Source organism: Rhodococcus sp. NBC_00294, assembly GCF_036163995.1.
Classification (GTDB): domain Bacteria; phylum Actinomycetota; class Actinomycetes; order Mycobacteriales; family Mycobacteriaceae; genus Rhodococcoides.
On record NZ_CP108043.1, the window covers coordinates 2738726 to 2757299 of the forward strand.

Here is an 18574-nt window from a genome sequence, read left to right on the forward strand (position 1 = left end):
GGAATGTTCTCCAAGGTGCTGGTGGCAAATCGCGGCGAGATCGCGATCCGTGCGTTCCGTGCGGCGTACGAACTCGAGGCGCAGACGGTGGCGGTGTTCCCGTTCGAGGACCGCAATTCGGTGCATCGGACGAAGGCCGACGAGGCGTACGAGATCGGTGAGCCGGGGCATCCGGTGCGCAACTACCTGTCGGTGGATCTGATCGTCGACGCGGCGGTGCGTGCGGGTGCGGACGCGATCTATCCGGGGTACGGGTTCCTGTCGGAGAATCCGGAGTTGGCGGCGGCGTGTGCGGCGGCGGGGATCACATTCGTGGGTCCGTCGGCGGAGGTGTTGGAGCTGACGGGTAACAAGGCGCGGGCGATCGCGGCGGCGAAGGATGCCGGGTTGCCGGTGTTGGCGTCGTCGGAGCCGTCGACGGATGTCGATGCGTTGGTGGCGGCGTCGGAGTCGATGACGTTCCCGGTGTTCGTCAAAGCGGTCGCGGGCGGTGGTGGCCGCGGTATGCGGCGGGTGGCGGAGCCGTCGGGGTTGCGTGCGGCGATCGAGGCGGCGGCGCGGGAGGCGGAGTCGGCGTTCGGTGACGCGACGGTGTTCCTGGAGCAGGCGGTGGTCGAGCCGCGGCACATCGAGGTGCAGATTCTCGCGGACACCCACGGCGATGTGATCCATCTCTTCGAGCGTGACTGCTCGGTGCAGCGCCGTCACCAGAAGGTGGTGGAGCTGGCGCCGGCGCCGAACATCTCGGACGAGCTGCGGGCCCGGTTGTGCAGTGACGCTGTGGCGTTCGCGCGCAAGATCGGGTACTCGTGTGCGGGCACGGTGGAGTTCCTGGTGGACCGGGACGGTAACCATGTGTTCATCGAGATGAATCCGCGGATCCAGGTCGAGCACACGGTGACCGAGGAGATCACCGATGTCGACCTGGTGCAGTCGCAGTTGCGGATCGCCTCGGGGGAGTCCCTCGAGGATCTGGGGTTGCGGCAGGAGGACATCCGGATCCGGGGTGCGGCGATGCAGTGCCGCATCACGACGGAGGACCCGGCGAACGGGTTCCGCCCGGACACCGGCCGTATCACCGCGTACCGCACCCCGGGCGGTGCGGGTATCCGTCTCGACGGTGGGACGACGTTGGGTGCGGAGGTGTCGGCGTACTTCGACTCGATGCTGGTGAAGCTCACCTGCCGTGGTCGCACGTTCGAGGACGCGGTGGCGCGGTCGCGGCGGGCGTTGGCGGAGTTCCGTATCCGCGGTGTCTCGACGAACATCGGCTTCCTGCAGGGACTTCTGCAGGACGAGGACTTCCGTGCGGGCAACGTCACGACGTCGTTCATCGAGGAGCGACCCGAGCTGTTGACGGCGCGGTCGTCCGGCGATCGCGGTACCAAGATCCTGACCTACCTCGCGGACGTGACGGTGAACAAGCCGCACGGCGAGCGTCCGAGCACGGTCTACCCACAGGACAAGCTGCCGGACATCGATCTGTCCGTCGCGCCGCGCGACGGGTCTCGGCAGCGGCTGCTCGAGCTCGGTCCCGAGGGTTTCGCCCGCGACCTGCGTCAGCGAAAGGCGTTGGGCGTCACCGACACCACGTTCCGCGACGCCCACCAGTCCCTGTTGGCCACGCGCGTGCGGACCTCGGGACTGCTGATGGTCGCCCCCTACGTCGCGCGGACCACACCCGAACTGTTGTCGATCGAGTGCTGGGGCGGTGCGACGTACGACGTGGCGCTGCGGTTCCTGCACGAGGATCCGTGGGAGCGGTTGGCGGCGCTACGCGAGGCGGTGCCGAACATCGCCCTGCAGATGTTGCTGCGCGGGCGTAACACCGTCGGCTACACCCCCTACCCGGAGCGGGTGACGACAGCATTCGTCGAGGAAGCGGCGGCGACGGGTGTCGACATCTTCCGCATCTTCGACGCGCTGAACAACGTCGATCAGATGCGCCCCGCGATCGACGCCGTCCGCGAGACCGGCACGACGATCGCCGAGGTGGCGATGTCGTACACCGGTGACCTGTCGAACCCCGACGAGAAGCTCTACACCCTCGACTACTACCTGCGGTTGGCGGAGCAGATCGTCGACGCCGGCGCGCACGTGTTGGCGATCAAGGACATGGCGGGGCTTCTGCGGGCGCCGGCGGCGACGACGTTGGTGACGGCGCTGCGCAAGAATTTCGACCTGCCGGTGCACGTGCACACCCACGACACCCCGGGTGGTCAGTTGGCGACGTACCTGGCGGCGTGGCAGGCCGGGGCGGATGCTGTGGACGGGGCGTCGGCGTCGATGGCGGGCACGACCAGTCAGCCGGCGTTGTCGGCGATCGTGGCGGCGGCGGCGCACACCGAGCGGGACACCGGGTTGGATCTGGCGGCGGTGTGCGATCTGGAGCCGTACTGGGAGGCGATCCGAAAGGTGTACGCCCCGTTCGAGTCCGGGCTCCCCGCCCCGACCGGGCGGGTCTACACCCACGAGATCCCGGGTGGGCAGCTGTCCAACCTGCGTCAGCAGGCCATCGCGTTGGGTCTGGGGGACCGGTTCGAGGACGTGGAGAAGGCGTACGCGGACGCGGACAGGTTGCTGGGCCGGCTGATCAAGGTGACGCCGTCGTCGAAGGTGGTGGGCGATCTGGCGTTGCACCTGGTCGGTGCGGGGGTGTCGATGGAGGACTTCGCGGCGGATCCGGGGAAGTTCGACATCCCCGATTCGGTGATCGGGTTCCTGCGCGGCGATCTGGGCACCCCGGCCGGTGGGTGGCCGGAGCCGTTCCGCACCACCGCGTTGGCGGGGCGCGGCGCCGGGCGTGGGGAGGCGACGTTGACGACGCAGGACGAGGTGCTGCTCTCCGGCACGTCGGCGGAGCGGCGTGATCGTCTCAATCATCTGTTGTTCCCGGGGCCGGCGAAGGAGTTGGCGGAGCACCGGGAGAAGTACGGGGACACCTCGGGGTTGTCGGCGAATCAGTTCTTCTACGGGTTGCGCCGCGGGGACGAGCATCGGGTGCGCCTGGAGAAGGGTGTGGATCTGCTGATCGGGCTCGAGGCGATCTCGGAGCCCGATGATGCGGGGATGCGGACGGTGATGTGCATCCTGAACGGTCAGTTGCGGCCGGTGTCGGTGCGGGACAGGTCGATCTCGGCGGATGCGCCGACGACGGAGAAGGCGGACCGGGACGATCCGTCACATCTGGCGGCGCCGTTCGCCGGGGTCGTCACCTTGACGGTGACGGAGGGTCAGTCGGTGTCGGCGGGGGAGACCGTCGCGACGATCGAGGCGATGAAGATGGAAGCAGCCGTCACCGCGCCGCGGGCGGGCACCGTCACCCGTCTGGCTCTGTCCGGTGTCGCGCAGGTCGAGGGCGGGGACCTGATCTGCGTCATCGCCGTCGGCGACACCACCGACCGCTCCTGACAGGGTCTCGCAGTGACCAGGATCGTGGCCGGGACGGCCGGCGGGCGTTCGCTCGTCGTGCCGTCCCGCGGCACCAGACCCACCGCGGACCGGGTCCGAGAGGCGCTCTTCAGTGCGCTCGAGAGCCGGATGTACCTCGACGGTGCGTCGGTGCTGGACCTGTACGCGGGATCGGGCGCTCTCGGCCTCGAAGCGCTCTCGCGCGGAGCCGAGCACGTCCTCCTCGTCGAGAACGACGCGCGCGCGGCGGCCGTGGTCGCCCGGAACATCGAGTCCGTGGGACTGCCGGGAGCGCAGGTGCGTACCGCGCCCGTCGCGGCCGTCGTCGGCGGGACACCGGAGCGCCGCTACGACCTCGTGCTCGCCGATCCTCCGTACTCCGTGTCGGACGGCGCCGTGTCCTCGGTGTTGGACCGACTCGTCGAGGGCGAATGGCTCGCCGAGGACGCCCTCGTGGTCGTCGAGCGGTCCTCGCGCTCGCCCGCGACGCTGTGGCCCGCTGGGCTCGTCGAATTGAAGGCCAAGCGCTACGGCGAGGCTCGCATCGACATGGCCCGGTTCGAGGTCGCGCAGATCGAGCACCCCGCACAGGGAAGCTGATACGTTCACCCACCATGAGCCGCGCCCTGGTCCCGGGATCCTTCGATCCGATCCACAACGGTCATCTCGACGTGATCTCGCGCGTCGCAACGCAATTCGACGAGGTCATCGTCACGGTGGTGGTGAACCCCAACAAGAGTGGACTCTTCACCGTCGACGAACGGGTCGAGATGCTGGCGCAGGCCACCACTCATCTGCAGGGTGTGCGCGTCGCGACGTGGCAGGGGTTGCTCGTCGACTTCGCGTCGGAGTCCGGGGCCACCGCCATCGTCAAGGGTCTGCGCAACGCCGCCGACTTCGACTACGAGGTGCAGATGGCGCAGATGAACCGGCGACTCACCGGCGTGGACACGGTGTTCCTCGGAACCGACCCGGTGCACAGCAGCCTGTCGAGCTCGCTCATCAAGGAGATCGCGCGACTTGGCGGAGACGTCACGACGATGGTCCCGGCCGCCGTGCACGACCGACTGCTGGCCCGGCTCGCCGAGCGCTCCTGACCGGGCCGGACGGCGACACACCGGGGGACAATCGTGCGGACCGGTGCGCGTACCGGGCACACTGACACCGGAGATCGCGCCCGACGGGTGTGGTCGCCGAACTCAGAGACTGTCGATCGAAGTGAGGGCCGAGCACGGTGTACCGGGTATTCGAGGCGCTCGACGAGCTCGTCGCGATCGTCGAGGAGGCGCGCGGCGTCCCGATGACCGCGGGATGCGTCGTCCCGCGTGGTGATGTGCTGGAGCTGCTGGACGACGTCCGAGACGCCATTCCGGGTGAGCTCGACGACGCGCAGGACGTGCTGGACCACCGCGACAAGCTGGTGTCGGACGCACGGACCGGTGCCGAGAAGACGATCTCGTCGGCCGACGCGGAAGCCACCAGCACGGTGGAGAACGCGCGGGACGAGGCCGATCGACTCCTGGCCGACGCGAAGGCCCACGCCGACCGGATGGTCGCCGAGGCCACCGCGCACGCCGAGAGCCTCGTCGCCGACGCCACCGCGCGCGCCGACGCCACCATCGCGGACGCGGAGCACGAGTACGAGACGCTGACCGAGCGCGGCCGCGTCGAGTCCGCTCGCTCGATCGACGCCGGCAAGGCGGCCTACGAGCGTTCCGTCGCCGAGGGTCTCGCCGAGCAGGAGCGCCTGGTCTCGCAGACCGAGGTGGTGCAGTCCGCGCACGCGGAGTCCGCTCGGGTCATCGACGCGGCGCACGCCGAGTCCGATCGTCTGCGTACCGAGTGCGACCTCTACGTCGACACGAAGTTCGCGGAGTTCGAGGAGATCCTCTCCGGCACGTTGCGGTCCGTCGGTCGGGGACGGCAGCAGCTCCGCACCGGCAGTGGCGTTCCGAGTTACGACACCGATTTCGCCGACTCGCGTGGTGAGGGCCGCTCGCGCTACTGACCGCCACGCAGATCCCTCCTCGCAGGGATGGCTGGTGTGATTTGGCGCTGACCTGACGCTCCCGTATCGTGGAGTGGTTGCCCGCACCGCCCGTGAAAGGATCGTTCGTTGTCTCCCGCTGCTCGTCGCCACTCCGCCGAACCCGTCTCGGGGCTGGTGGTGGACACCCGTCGTCTGGGTCGCCGCGCAGGGTCGATGATGCCGGTCGCTCGCACCGTTCCCTCCCCGTCGCGCATCGGTCTGGACCTGATCGCGATCCAGGAGGGGGCCGACATCGATCTCGATCTCCGGTTCGAGTCCGTGTCCGAGGGTGTGCTTGTCAGCGGCACGGTCGACGCCGACACCGTCGGTGAGTGCTCGCGGTGCCTCGAGCCGTTCACGTCACACGTGCAGCTCCACCTGACGGAGCTGTACGCGTACCCGAACAGCGTCACCGAGGCCACCACGGACGAGGACGATCTCTACCGGGTCGAGGACGACGCGATCGATCTCGAACCACTGATCGTGGACGTGGCGGGGCTCACCCTGCCGCTGCGACCCCTGTGCACCGAGGACTGCCAGGGACTGTGCCCGGAGTGCGGCATCCGCCTGTCGATTGCGGAACCGGGTCATGCGCATGAGACAATTGATCCTCGCTGGGCCGGTCTCGCGGCGAAGCTGCAGACCGACACCGACCAGACCTAGTCGGCCGGCGCACCCTGCGCCTGCACGACCCGTGCTTCACCAGCACGACATTGCACCGAACGAGTACGAGGAGAAGTAGAAGTGGCTGTTCCGAAGCGCAAGATGTCGCGGTCCAACACCCGATCGCGACGCAGCCAGTGGAAGACCACTGCACCCACCCTCATCACCTGCCCCAACCGCGGGTGCGGCGAGAAGACCCTGCCCCACACGGTGTGCCCGAACTGCGGCACCTACAAGGGTCGCCAGGTCACCGCGGCAGTCTGACGGTGACCTCACAGTCGCCAGCGACAGACCGGAGCGGCGAGGACGATCATGCATCGCTTCTCGCCGCTCTTGGCGTGTCTCTGGACCACGACCTGCTCGTCCACGCTCTCACCCACCGCTCGTACGCGTACGAGAACGGTGGGCTACCCACGAACGAACGCCTCGAGTTCCTCGGAGATTCCGTTCTGGGTCTGAGCATCACCGAGCAGCTGTACAGCGCCCACCCCGACAAGTCGGAGGGCGAGCTGGCCAAGATCCGCGCGAGCGTGGTCAACATGCACGCGCTCGCCGAGGTGGCTCGCCAACTGGGTGACGGCGGACTCGGTGCGCACCTGCTTCTGGGCAAGGGCGAGGAGATGACCGGTGGGCGCGACAAGCCGTCGATCCTCGCGGACGGCATGGAATCGCTTCTCGGCGCCATCCACGTCGAGCACGGCATCGACGTCGCACGCGAGGTGGTGCTGCGTCTGTTCGACGCGTTGCTCGAGCGTGGACCGCGTCTCGGTGCCGGCCTCGACTGGAAGACCAGCCTGCAGGAGCTCACGGCCGAGAAGGGTCTCGGTGTTCCCGCGTACGAGATCACCGCGACGGGACCGGACCACGACAAGGAGTTCACGGCCACCGTGCTCGTCGGCGGATCGCCGCACGGGCAGGGCGTGGGGCGCTCGAAGAAGGAAGCCGAGCAGCGCGCCGCCAGCGCGGCCTGGAACGCTCTCAGTGAATCGGCCTCCGCAGCGCTGATCGCCGGCCCGACCCCGGAGATGTCGTCCGACCGGAATGCCTGAACTTCCCGAGGTCGAGGTGGTGCGACGCGGACTCGCGTCGCACGTCGTGGGGGAGACCCTCGTCGACATCGAGGTCCTTCATCCGCGTGCCGCTCGACGGCATCTCGAGGGAAGTCTCGATCTCCAGTCGCGACTGGCCGGCACCACCGTCGTGTCCGCCGAGCGCCGTGGCAAGTACCTCTGGCTCGTGGTCGCCGCGAACGACGACGCGACCGGCCCGCTCGAGTCGATCGTGGTGCACCTGGGCATGAGCGGGCAGATGCTCGTCCAGCCCGCGGACGCACCCGACGAGAAGCATCTCCGCATCCGCGCCCGACTGGGCAGCGGCACGGATCTGCGATTCGTCGATCAGCGGACGTTCGGCGGGTGGGCGGTCGCCGACCTCGTGGAGGTCGACGGCTCCCGGGTCCCGGTTCCCGTGGCGCACATCGCCCGCGACCCACTCGACCCCCAGTTCGACGCGGAGTCCGTGGTGACGGCGATGCGGGGCAAGCACACCGAGATCAAGCGCGCTCTCCTCGATCAGACCGTCGTGTCGGGCGTGGGCAACATCTACGCCGACGAGTCGTTGTGGCGCAGCAAGATCCACGGCAATCGACTCACCGATTCACTGACTCGCCCGGCGCTGCGCAGGTTGCTGAACAACGCGCACGCTGTCATGGGGGAGGCACTGGCGCAGGGCGGCACCTCCTTCGACGCGCTGTACGTCAACGTGAACGGTCAGTCGGGGTACTTCGACCGGTCACTGGCCGCATACGGCCAGGAGGGTCTCCCGTGCCCTCGCTGCGGCGCTCCCATCCGCCGCGAGAAGTTCATGAATCGGTCGTCCTTCAGCTGTCCGAAGTGTCAGCCGGCGCCGAGGGTTCGGCGGGGATGATTCCGGTGCGTGGCGTAAAGATCGCATCAAAGCGCCTGCTCGCAGCGTCAACAGAGCGTCAGTAAGGCCGAGATGGGCGCGTAGGGGGTGGACGCTGGCGTAGCTGCCGAGCATCCGCCGGCAGGTCGTCGCCGTTTCACGAGGATTGCATCCATGGCTGACCTGGCCTACCTACTCACCGCGGCAGCAGGTTTCGCTGCGCTGGTGTTCACCGTTCTTCGACTCGGTCGATCCGCATGACCGCCGCTGGAATCGAGAGCGTGATGTTGATCGTGGTCTCCGCGGCACTTGCGGTGTACCTGCTGATCGCCTTGCTCGACCCCGAGAGGTTCTGAGCCGTGACTCCCGCACTTGCGGCCGGGCTTCAGATCGCGGCCGTCGTGATCGTGCTCGCTGCCGCCTACGTTCCCCTCGGCGACCACATGGCGCGCGTCTTCACCACTCCGCGAGATGAACGTGCTCGTGACGAAGTGGTCAGCTCTGCCGCACGACAGGCTGCGGGATCGACGATCACCACGACCACCACGCTCGACCCGCCGAAGCCGACGAGCAGGTCGGTATCGGCAACGGCGGACTGGCGGGTGGAATCTCTGCTGTATCGCGTGTGCCGGATCGACCCCCGCGCGGAACAGACGTGGGTCGGCTACGCCTTGTCGCTGCTGGGCTTCTCTGCTGCCGGCGTCTTCTTCCTCTACGCCCTCCAACGTGTTCAAGGTGTTCTGCCACTGAACAACTCGCTGCCGGGCGTCAGCCCGTCGGTCGCGTTCAACACGGCGATCTCCTTCGTCACCAACACCAACTGGCAGTCGTACTCACCCGAGACGACGATGAGCAATCTGACTCAACCTCTCGGCCTCGCAGTACAGAACTTCGTCTCTGCCGCAGTCGGACTGGCTGTGGCCGTCGCGGTGATCCGCGGGTTCGTCCGTGTGCGCAGCGGAGGTGAACTCGGAAACTTCTGGGTCGATCTCACGCGCGGCGTACTGCGGATCCTGCTGCCGTTGTCGTTCGTCGTGGCGCTGATCCTGCTGACGCAGGGCGTCGTCATGTCGTTCCACAGCGGTTTCGCCTCGACGGGTCTGGACGGCAGCTCGATCACGAACGCACTCGCTCCTGTCGCCTCTCAGGAAGCGATCAAAGAGCTCGGTACCAACGGTGGCGGAATCCTGGGGGCCAACTCGGCGCACCCGTTCGAGAATCCGACGCCGCTGTCCAACATCGTCGAGATCATCGCCCTGCTGTTGATCCCGGTCGCATTGACGCGCACCTTCGGAACCCTCGTCGGAGAACGCAAGCAGGGTCTGTCGATCCTCGCCGTCATGGCGTTGCTGTGGGCCGGCATTCTCGCCGTGACGCTCGCTGCGGAATCCGGTACTCGTGGCGTCGCTGCGCAGGCCGCCGGCGCCATGATGGAGGGCAAGGAACAACGATTCGGCATTCCCGGCTCGGCCCTGTTCGCAGTCAACACCACCGGAACATCGACCGGTGCAGTCAACTCCGCGCACGACGCCATGTCCCCGCTCGGCGGTGGAGTCGTCATCCTGAACATGCTCTTTGGCGAGGTCGCACCCGGCGGAGTCGGGACCGGCCTCTACGGAATGCTGGTGCTGGCCGTCATCGCCGTGTTCGTGGGTGGGCTTCTGGTCGGACGCACGCCCGAATACCTCGGGAAGAAGCTCGGCAGACGCGAGATCACGATGGCAGCGCTGTCGGTACTGGTCATGCCGGCGCTCGTTCTGATCGGGACCGGTGTCACGGTGATCCTCGGTTCCACCAGCGGAGCGCTCGGCAACAGCGGCGACCCTGGAACTCCGGGTTCGATCCACGGGTTCAGCGAGGTGCTCTATGCCTACGCCTCCGCGTCGAACAACAACGGAAGTGCGTTCGGCGGACTGACCGTGACCGACGACTGGTTCCAGACCTCCCTCGGCATTGCGATGTTGCTCGGCCGATTCCTTCCGATCGTGTTCGTTCTGGCTCTCGCCGGCTCACTCGTGACCAAGCGTCGAAGTCCGGCCGGACCCGGCACGCTCCCCACCACGGGACTGCTGTTCGCCGGTCTTCTCACCGGCACGATCGTCCTCGTCGCTGCGCTCACATTCTTCCCGGCCCTCGCGCTGGGCCCCTTCGCGGAGGCTTTGCAATGACCCTCGTCAACGACCATCCCACTCAGTCGGAGGCGACACCCGACGACGGCGCGCCGGCTCCTGTCACATCCGGCTACTTCAGCCCCACACAGCTGTGGACCTCGTTGCCCACCGCATTCCGCAAGCTCGATCCGCGTCACCAGGCCCGCAACCCGGTCATGTTCGTCGTTCTGGTCGGCTCGGTCATCACCACTGTCATGGCGATCGCCGACCCGTCGGTGTTCTCCTGGCTCGTCACCGGGTGGCTCTGGTTCACCGTGGTGTTCGCGAACCTCGCCGAGTCCGTTGCCGAGGGTCGCGGCAAGGCCCAGGCGGCCAGTCTGCGCAACGTCAAACGGGACACGCTCGCGAATCGTCGGCTGCCCGACGGGTCCGTCGAGAGCGTGCCCGGCACCGAGCTGAAGGTCGGTGACGAGGTGGTCGTCACCGCAGGGGAGGTCATTCCCGGTGACGGTGATGTGGTCGACGGCATCGCATCGGTGGACGAATCCGCCATCACGGGTGAATCCGCACCGGTGGTGCGCGAATCGGGCGGTGACCGAAGCGCCGTCACCGGCGGCACGACCGTGCTGTCGGACCGGATCGTCGTGAAGATCACCGCCGCACAGGGTGAGACGTTCGTCGACCGGATGATCGCGCTCGTCGAGGGTGCGTCGCGACAGAAGACTCCGAACGAGATCGCTCTCAACATCCTGCTCGCGTCCCTGACCATCGTGTTCCTGCTTGCCGTCGTGGCCATCGGTCCCATGAGCATCTACGCGGGGTCGGCGCAGGATCCGGTCAAGCTCATCGCACTTCTCGTCTGCCTGATTCCGACGACCATCGGCGCACTCCTGTCCGCCATCGGCATCGCCGGTATGGACCGACTGGTGCAGCGCAACGTTCTGGCCATGTCGGGCCGCGCGGTCGAGGCCGCCGGCGACATCGACACCCTGCTCATGGACAAGACCGGCACGATCACCTTCGGACATCGCAGAGCCACGGCACTGCATCCGGCACCCGGGGTCGATGTTCGGGAACTCGCCGACGCGGCTCGCCTGTCGTCGCTCGCTGACGGAACTCCCGAGGGACGCAGCATCGTCGAACTCGTCGCACGCGACTTCGGCGGGGATGTGGATCCCACAGCTGGGGGTGAGTTCGTTCCCTTCACCGCTCAGACCCGCATGAGTGGGCTGGACGTCGACGGTCAGCAGATCCGAAAGGGCGCCTCCGACAGCGTGTTCGCCTGGGTTCGCGTGCAGAGTGGCCACGCCGCCGACACTGCGGTACGTGATTCGGTCGAATCGGTGTCCGAAGCGGGCGGTACACCGCTCGTCGTCGCGGTCGCCGAATCCGGATCGAGCGCCCGAGTTCTCGGAGTCGTCGAATTGTCGGATGTGGTCAAGCCTCACATCGCCGAACGATTCGAACGGTTGCGCGCCATGGGCATTCGGACCGTGATGGTGACCGGCGACAACCCCCTCACCGCTCGGGCCATCGCTGCGGAAGCCGGGGTGGACGACTTCCTCGCCGAAGCGACACCGGAAGACAAACTGGCCTTGATCCGCCGTGAACAGAACGGTGGTCGGCTGGTCGCGATGACGGGGGACGGCACCAACGACGCTCCCGCGCTGGCTCAGGCCGACGTCGGCGTGGCGATGAACACCGGCACGTCCGCAGCGAAAGAGGCGGGCAACATGGTGGATCTCGATTCCGATCCCACGAAGTTGATAGAAGTGGTCGAGGTCGGAAAGCAACTCCTCATCACCCGCGGAGCGCTCACCACGTTCTCGTTGGCGAACGACCTCGCCAAGTACTTCGCGATCCTGCCGGCACTGTTCTCCACGGTGTATCCCCAACTCGACACGCTCAACATCATGCGGCTGGCAACTCCGCAATCAGCGATCGTCTCGGCCGTGGTGTTCAACGCCTTGGTCATCGTGGCGCTGATCCCTCTTGCGCTGAAGGGTGTTCGGTACACGCCGTCCACCGCGTCGACACTGCTCGGCCGCAACCTCGCCGTCTACGGCGTCGGCGGCGTGATCTCGCCCTTCATCGGTATCTGGCTGATCGACCTCGTGGTCCGACTCGTTCCTGGAATGGGCTAGCAATGCGTACATTTTCGGTGTTCTTCAAACAGGTCGTCGCCGGGTTCACGGTCCTGTCGGCGTTGACGGTACTTCTCGGCATCGGGTACCCAGCGGCGGTGTGGGCGGTCAGCCGGATCGGGTCCGACTCGGCGGAAGGCTCACCCATTCGCGATGCCTCGGGATGTGTTGTCGGCAGCTCGCTCATCGGCGTCGACACCGTGGTCGCAGACGGACGACCCGATCCGTATTTCCACACGCGCGTCACAGGGTCGGTCGCCGACGACGACGCTTTCGCCGCGGGCGACCCCTCCGCCGCTCTCCCTCTGAACCAGGGTCCGAGCAGTGACATTCTCGCGTCGTTCATCGAGCAACGTCGTGCTGCGATCGCCGAGCGTGAGAACGTCGATCCGGCGGCGGTGCCCGTCGACGCGGTCACCGGTTCCGGTTCGGGTGTCGACCCGGACATCAGCCCGGCGTACGCGGAGCTTCAGGTCCCCCGTGTGGCGGCAGCAACCGGCAACTCCCGGGACGAGGTACGCGCGCTGGTGGCCGCGAACACCGACGGTCGTCAGTTCGGATTCCTGGGACAGGCGACGGTGAACGTCGCCACGCTGAACGTCGACCTGGGACTGACTGCACCCGACTGCTCGACCACGGGTGGATGATGAGCACGTGAGCATGCACGCCGACGCCGCGGACGAACGCACGACACCGGGGGGCAGGGGAGAACTGCGCATCTATCTCGGTGCGGCGCCGGGCGTGGGAAAGACGTTCGCGATGCTCGGCGAGGCGCACCGTCGCCAGTCCCGCGGGTGTGACGTCGTCGCCGGCGTCGTCGAGACTCACGGACGCACTCGAACGGCAGAGATGCTGGAAGGCATCGCAGTACTGGCGCCGACCATGGTCGAGTATCGCGGAGCCTCGGTCCCCGAACTCGACGTCGACGGCGTCGTGGCCAGAATGCCGGAAGTGGTCCTCGTCGACGAACTGGCCCACACGAACACTCCGGGCAGTCGTAACGCCAAGCGCTGGCAGGACGTCGAGGAGTTTCTGGCCGCCGGGATCGACGTGGTGTCGACTCTGAACGTGCAGCACCTCGAGAGTCTCAACGACGTGGTCCAGCGCATCACCGGTGTGGTGCAGCGAGAGACGGTTCCCGACGCTGTCGTGCGAGCCGCGGCCCAGGTAGAGCTGGTCGACATCACCCCGGAAGCGTTGCGACGCAGACTGTCACACGGGAACGTCTATGCACCCGAGAAAATCGACGCGGCATTGAGCAACTTCTTCCGCCGTGGAAACCTCACCGCTCTGCGGGAGTTGGCGCTGCTGTGGTTGGCGGACCAGGTCGATGCGGCGCTGGCCCGCTACCGCGCCGACAACGCCATCAGGGACACCTGGGAAGCGCGAGAGCGTGTCGTCGTCGCGGTGACAGGCGGACCCGAGTCCGACACTCTCGTACGCCGCGCCAGCCGGATCGCCGCGAAGTCCAGCGCCGAACTCATGGTGCTGCACGTGGTGCGAGGTGACGGGTTGGCGGGGGTGTCCGCCGCGCACATGGGTGCGGTGCGGACCCTGGCCGGCGCTCTGGGCGCCTCGATGCACAGTGTCGTCGGCGACGACGTGCCCGTGACGTTGCTCGAGTTCGCCCGCGGGGTGAACGCGACGCAACTCGTGCTCGGAACGTCGCGCCGGTCACGGTGGGCACGGGCCGTCGACGAGGGCATCGGATCGACCGTGGTGCAGAACTCCGGCGCGATCGACGTCCACATGGTCACGCACGACCACGCCTCCACCGGAGTCCGACGACTGTCGTCGCCGACCGTCCGGCGCCCGGTCGCCTGGATCGCCGCGCTCGCCGTACCGGCGGTGGCGGCGGGATTGATCTCGCTCGTGGACGACCTTCTCGATCTCGGCGGCGAGAGCGCGCTGTTCTTCATCGTCGTGCTGGCGGTGTCCCTGCTCGGCGGTGTGGCCCCCGCGATCCTGTCGGCGCTGTTCTCCGCCCTGCTGCTGAACTTCCTCTTCACCGAACCGCGCTACAGCTTCACCATCGCCGAGCCGGACAACTTCGTGACCACGGTGGTGCTGCTCGTCGTCGCCGTGGCGGTGGCCGTGCTCGTCGACGCGGCCGCCCGGCGGGCACGGGACGCCCGCAGCGCGTCGCAACAGGCGGAACTGCTGGCGCTGTTCGCCGGATCGGTGCTGCGTGGAGCCGACCTGCCCGCTCTGCTCGAGCGGGTGCGCGAGACGTACGGGCAGCGCGCCGTGGCGGTGCTGCGCTCGGGGCACGGCGTCGTCAGTGCAGTGGGGGAGAACCCGCCCACGAGCGTGGACGCCGCCGACACCGCGGTGGAGGTGGGCGACGAGGAGTACGCCCTCGTCCTCGCGGGGCACCGCACCCGCGCGACCGACCGGCGTGTCCTCACGGCGGTCGCCAATCAGGCGGTCGGCTTGATCCGCCAGAGCGAACTGGCCGCGGAGGCGAGCACCGCCGCGGCCGCCGTCGAGTCGGACACACTGCGGCGGGCACTGCTGTCCGCCGTGGGACACGACCTGAGGACGCCGCTGGCCGCGGTCAAGGCCGCCGCCTCGAGTCTGCGCAGCGAGGACGTCACCTTCTCGCCCGAGGACACCGCGGAGTTGCTGGCGACGGTCGAGGAGTCGGCGGATCAGCTCACCGCGCTGGTGGAGAACCTGCTCGACTCCTCGCGCCTGGCCGCCGGCGTGGTGCGGCCGGTGTCGGCGCGTGTGTTCCTCGACGAGGTGGTGCACCGCGCCTCGGCCTCCGTCGGTCCGGCGCGGTCCCGCCTGCAGGTGGAGGTGGGGGATCTGTCGGTGCTGGCGGACGAGGGTCTGCTGGAGCGAGTGGTGGCGAATCTGATCGACAACGCTGTGCGGTACGCACCCCACGGCGAGATCCGCGTGTCCGCTCGTGTGGACGACGACCGCGTCCGGCTCGCCGTGGCCGACCACGGGCCCGGTATCGCGGACGGCTCGGAGGAGACCGTCTTCGACGCGTTCCAGCGGCTCGGGGATCGCGACAACACCACCGGCGTCGGCCTCGGACTGTCCGTGGTGCGCGGCTTCGTCGAGGCCATGCACGGCACGGTGTCGACGCAGCGCACCGTCGGCGGCGGGCTGACCGTCACCGTCGACCTGCCGGCGGCGTCGTGACCGAGAACGGGGGAACGACCGAGACGCCGCGGCCGGGACCGCCGCCCACCCGTGTCCTCGTCGTCGACGACGAGCCGCAGTTGCTGCGGGCGCTGCGCATCAATCTCGGGGTGCGGGGCTACGACGTGTCGACGGCGTCGACCGGAGCGGGAGCTCTGCGCGCCGCCGCCGAGAGGCATCCGGACGTGATCGTCCTCGACCTGGGTCTGCCGGATCTCGACGGCCTGGAGGTGCTCGCCGGACTTCGCGGGTGGACCACCGTGCCCGTGATCGTGCTGTCCGCCCGTTCGGACTCCGGCGACAAGGTCGACGCGCTGGACGCGGGTGCGGACGACTACGTGACCAAGCCGTTCGGCATGGACGAGTTCCTCGCCCGGCTGCGCGTCGCGGTTCGGCGCGCCGCACGCACGGCGGACGGCGACGGCGAGGCGGTCGTCGTGACCGACTCGTTCACCGTGGATCTGGCCGCGAGATCGGTGACGCGCGACGGGCAGCCGGTCCACCTCACCCCCACCGAGTGGGGCATGCTCGAGATGCTGGTGCGGCACCGCGGCAAGCTGGTCGGACAGCGAGAACTGCTGCGCGAGGTGTGGGGTCCGGCGTACGAGACCGAGACCCACTATCTCCGGGTGTATCTCGGTCAGCTGCGGCGCAAACTCGAGCCCGATCCGGCGCATCCACGCCACCTGCTGACCGAGGCCGGCATGGGGTATCGCTTCCGAACCTGATGCGCCTCACCGCCGGCGGCCCACCGCTCCGATAGGTTGGCCGGTGTGCTGGTCGACGGAAGAGACATCCCGGTCACCGGGAGCGTCCTGCAACCGTTGACCCGGCGAACGAGCGACATCCTGCGGGTCGTGACCGCGGCGATCGTCCTGGGGGCGATCGTCGTCGGTTCGTTGGTGACCCGCAACGAGTGGACAGCGCTGGAGCGCTCGATCTCCGACATCGTCGGCGTGCTCACCCCGAGCCAGTCCAATGCCGTCTATCTCGTGTACGGCGTCGCCATTCTGGCTCTCCCGTTCACCGTGCTCGCCGGACTGGTGGCGGCACGCCGCTGGCGGCTGCTCGCGGGTTACGTCGCTGCGGCCGTGGTGGCCGCACTGGCGTTGTCGGTCAGTGGCAGCGGGATCTCCGCGCCGAAGTGGCACATCGACGAATCGACGCGCCTGGACACCCTGCTCTCGCAGATCCTCGACGATCCGCGCTGGATCGCCATCGTCGCGGCCGTGCTCACCGTCTCCGGCCCGGGGCTGCCGATCCGCTGGAAGCGGACGTGGTGGGTGCTGCTGCTGGCTTTCGTCCCGATCCATCTGCTCATCAGCACCGTCGTCCCCGCGCGCTCGCTGCTCGGTCTCGCCGTGGGGTGGCTCGCCGGATCGCTCGTGATCTGGGTGGTGGGCACCCCGGCACTCGAGGTGCCGCTCGCCGAGGCCGTCCGTGCCCTGAAGCGCCGGGGAGTCGACATCGCCGGGTTCGTCGTTCTGCGCCCGGCGGGTTCGGGTCCCCTGGTGCTCTCGGGACGGATCGGGCCGGTGGGCCACGACGTCGTCGTCGAGCTGTTCGGTCCCAATCAGCGCAGCCGCGGCGCCCTGCGTCTGCTGCGCCGACTGGTGACTCTGCGGTCGTCGGAGAGCCCGCCCCTGCACGCCTCACAGCGCCGCGCGGTGGAGCACCGCGCGTTGATGGGCATCGCGCTGAACGACCTGGGCGTGGCGGCCTGTGTCCCGACGGCGGTGTCGGCCCTCGAGCGTGGCTGGGTCCTGTACGCCCACAGCGTTCCCCGCGGTCGGCGCGTGGACCCCGAGCGTCCGGAGGATGCGCACGCACTGTGGCGGACTCTGGGAGTGCTGCGCTCCCGGCAGATCTCGCACGGAGACCTCCGGGTCGACGACATCCGGATCGACGAGGACGGCACCGCATTGCTCGGTGGCTTCGACACCGCGGAACTCGGCGCGTCGCAGGCCCAGTTGCACTCGGACGCCGCGCAGCTGATGCTGACCACCGCATCGCTGTACGGGCCCGACGTCGCCGTCGACGCCGCGATCGACAGGCTCGGCCCGGCGGACGTTCTCACCGCCTCACGCCGGCTCACGCCGTCCGCCATCCCGACCCGCGTGCGCCGGGCGGTGCACGACGCCAAGGGGGTGCTCACGGCGACGCGCGACACGGTGCTGGCCCGGACCGGGACCTCGGCGATCGCCACCGAGCAGGTGACGCGGTTCTCGCGCAATCAGGTCGTGCAGTTGGTCCTGCTCATCGCGCTGGTCTACGTCGCGTATCCGTTCATCAGTCAGGTCCCGACCTTCGCCTCCGAGCTGGCCTCGATCGACTGGTGGTGGGCACTGGTCGGTCTCGCGATCTCCGCCGCGACCTATTTCGGAGCGGCCGCGGCGCTGTGGGCGTGCGCCTCGGGCGCCGTGGGTTTCCTGAACACGACGATCATGCAGGTGGCCAACACGTTCGCGGCGACGACGACTCCGGCGGGTGTCGGCGGACTGGCGCTGAGCGTCCGCTTCCTGCAGAAGGGCGGGTTGACGCTCACGCGCTCGACCGCCGCGGTGGCCCTGCAGCAACTGGTGCAGGTGATCTCACACGTGACGCTGCTCGTGGTGTTCAGCGTCGCGGCGGGCCAGTCCGCCGACCTGTCCCGCTTCGTCCCGAGCGCCACGATCCTGTACCTCATCGCCGGTGTCGCGTTCGGCGCCCTCGGCGCCTTCCTGTTCGTGCCCACCCTGCGGCGCTTCCTGCGCACCGCGGTGCGGCCTCAGCTCGCGGAGGTCTACTCGGACCTCTCGGAGCTCGTGCGGCATCCGGCACGCTTCACCGTCATCGTGCTGGGCTGCGCTGCAACCACTCTCGGTGCTGCCTTCGCGCTGTGGGTGAGCATCGAGGCGTTCGGCGGGGGCACCACCTTCATCACGGTCACCATCGTCACGATGATCGGTGGGACGCTCGCCTCCGCAGCCCCGACGCCGGGTGGCATCGGCGCCGTGGAAGCCGCTCTCATCGGCGGTCTGGCGGCGTTCGGGTTGCCCGCCACCATCGCGGTGCCGTCCGTTCTGCTCTATCGCGTGCTCACGTGCTGGATCCCGGTGTTCCTCGGCTGGCCGATCATGCGGTGGTTGGCGCGCAAGGACATGATCTGATCCCGG

General features: G+C 68.2%; 15 protein-coding genes. All 15 read left to right on the forward strand.

Annotation, left to right across the window (positions count from 1 at the left end; all coding sequences use genetic code 11):
• Positions 1 to 3 precede the first annotated feature (3 nt).
• The 15 genes from OHB23_RS12860 to OHB23_RS12930 all read left to right on the forward strand — a co-directional run bounded on the left by OHB23_RS12860 (position 4) and on the right by OHB23_RS12930 (position 18568).
• Positions 4 to 3411, forward strand: a complete 3408-nt coding sequence (locus tag OHB23_RS12860) for a pyruvate carboxylase (protein WP_328809658.1) — start codon at positions 4 to 6, stop codon at positions 3409 to 3411.
• Between the two features lie 12 nt (positions 3412 to 3423).
• Positions 3424 to 4011, forward strand: coding sequence for a 16S rRNA (guanine(966)-N(2))-methyltransferase RsmD (rsmD, locus tag OHB23_RS12865; protein ID WP_056445096.1), 588 nt, complete (start codon positions 3424 to 3426; stop codon positions 4009 to 4011).
• Positions 4012 to 4025: 14 nt separating this feature from the next.
• Positions 4026 to 4508: a pantetheine-phosphate adenylyltransferase gene (gene coaD / locus OHB23_RS12870; RefSeq protein WP_027504973.1), complete on the forward strand. Its 483-nt coding sequence runs from the start codon at positions 4026 to 4028 to the stop codon at positions 4506 to 4508.
• 137 nt (positions 4509 to 4645) lie between these two features.
• On the forward strand, positions 4646 to 5419 hold the full coding sequence (locus OHB23_RS12875; RefSeq protein WP_027504974.1) for a DivIVA domain-containing protein: 774 nt from the start codon (positions 4646 to 4648) through the stop codon (positions 5417 to 5419).
• 195 nt (positions 5420 to 5614) lie between these two features.
• On the forward strand, positions 5615 to 6103 hold the full coding sequence (locus OHB23_RS12880; RefSeq protein WP_081821208.1) for a YceD family protein: 489 nt from the start codon (positions 5615 to 5617) through the stop codon (positions 6101 to 6103).
• Positions 6104 to 6184: 81 nt separating this feature from the next.
• The gene (gene rpmF, locus OHB23_RS12885) at positions 6185 to 6367 is read left to right on the forward strand and encodes a 50S ribosomal protein L32 (protein WP_027504976.1); all 183 of its coding nucleotides are present in this window, start codon (positions 6185 to 6187) and stop codon (positions 6365 to 6367) included.
• A 2-nt stretch (positions 6368 to 6369) separates the two neighbouring features.
• A complete protein-coding gene (gene rnc / locus OHB23_RS12890) occupies positions 6370 to 7152 on the forward strand; it encodes a ribonuclease III (protein ID WP_027504977.1) in 783 nt (260 codons plus the stop codon).
• Positions 7145 to 8029: a bifunctional DNA-formamidopyrimidine glycosylase/DNA-(apurinic or apyrimidinic site) lyase gene (mutM, locus tag OHB23_RS12895; protein ID WP_056445093.1), complete on the forward strand. Its 885-nt coding sequence runs from the start codon at positions 7145 to 7147 to the stop codon at positions 8027 to 8029. Before rnc ends, mutM begins: the two co-directional genes overlap by 8 nt.
• A gap of 236 nt (positions 8030 to 8265) precedes the next feature.
• Positions 8266 to 8364, forward strand: a complete 99-nt coding sequence (gene kdpF, locus OHB23_RS12900) for a K(+)-transporting ATPase subunit F (protein WP_222630725.1) — start codon at positions 8266 to 8268, stop codon at positions 8362 to 8364.
• A 3-nt stretch (positions 8365 to 8367) separates the two neighbouring features.
• Positions 8368 to 10176 (forward strand): potassium-transporting ATPase subunit KdpA, encoded by a 1809-nt coding sequence (gene kdpA / locus OHB23_RS12905; protein ID WP_328809659.1) that lies wholly within the window; start codon positions 8368 to 8370, stop codon positions 10174 to 10176.
• A complete protein-coding gene (gene kdpB / locus OHB23_RS12910) occupies positions 10173 to 12263 on the forward strand; it encodes a potassium-transporting ATPase subunit KdpB (protein WP_328809660.1) in 2091 nt (696 codons plus the stop codon). Before kdpA ends, kdpB begins: the two co-directional genes overlap by 4 nt.
• 2 nt (positions 12264 to 12265) lie before the next feature.
• The gene (locus OHB23_RS12915) at positions 12266 to 12910 is read left to right on the forward strand and encodes a potassium-transporting ATPase subunit C (RefSeq protein WP_222649228.1); all 645 of its coding nucleotides are present in this window, start codon (positions 12266 to 12268) and stop codon (positions 12908 to 12910) included.
• 13 nt (positions 12911 to 12923) lie between these two features.
• Positions 12924 to 15419, forward strand: coding sequence for a sensor histidine kinase (locus OHB23_RS12920; protein WP_328811638.1), 2496 nt, complete (start codon positions 12924 to 12926; stop codon positions 15417 to 15419).
• On the forward strand, positions 15416 to 16147 hold the full coding sequence (locus OHB23_RS12925; RefSeq protein WP_328809661.1) for a response regulator: 732 nt from the start codon (positions 15416 to 15418) through the stop codon (positions 16145 to 16147). The genes OHB23_RS12920 and OHB23_RS12925 overlap by 4 nt, the downstream gene beginning before the upstream one ends.
• 45 nt (positions 16148 to 16192) lie before the next feature.
• The gene (locus OHB23_RS12930; RefSeq protein WP_328809662.1) at positions 16193 to 18568 is read left to right on the forward strand and encodes a lysylphosphatidylglycerol synthase transmembrane domain-containing protein; all 2376 of its coding nucleotides are present in this window, start codon (positions 16193 to 16195) and stop codon (positions 18566 to 18568) included.
• Positions 18569 to 18574 lie beyond the last annotated feature (6 nt).

What these genes read in the sequence shown, in the direction of transcription:
- OHB23_RS12860 (WP_328809658.1), top strand. Translation starts at nt 4, where the DNA reads ATGTTCTCCAAGGTGCTGGTGGCAAATCGCGGCGAGATCGCGATCCGT.
- coaD (WP_027504973.1), top strand. Translation starts at nt 4,026, where the DNA reads ATGAGCCGCGCCCTGGTCCCGGGATCCTTCGATCCGATCCACAACGGT.
- OHB23_RS12880 (WP_081821208.1), top strand. Translation starts at nt 5,615, where the DNA reads ATGATGCCGGTCGCTCGCACCGTTCCCTCCCCGTCGCGCATCGGTCTG.
- mutM (WP_056445093.1), top strand. Translation starts at nt 7,145, where the DNA reads ATGCCTGAACTTCCCGAGGTCGAGGTGGTGCGACGCGGACTCGCGTCG.
- kdpF (WP_222630725.1), top strand. Translation starts at nt 8,266, where the DNA reads ATGACCGCCGCTGGAATCGAGAGCGTGATGTTGATCGTGGTCTCCGCG.
- kdpB (WP_328809660.1), top strand. Translation starts at nt 10,173, where the DNA reads ATGACCCTCGTCAACGACCATCCCACTCAGTCGGAGGCGACACCCGAC.
- OHB23_RS12915 (WP_222649228.1), top strand. Translation starts at nt 12,266, where the DNA reads ATGCGTACATTTTCGGTGTTCTTCAAACAGGTCGTCGCCGGGTTCACG.
- OHB23_RS12920 (WP_328811638.1), top strand. Translation starts at nt 12,924, where the DNA reads ATGCACGCCGACGCCGCGGACGAACGCACGACACCGGGGGGCAGGGGA.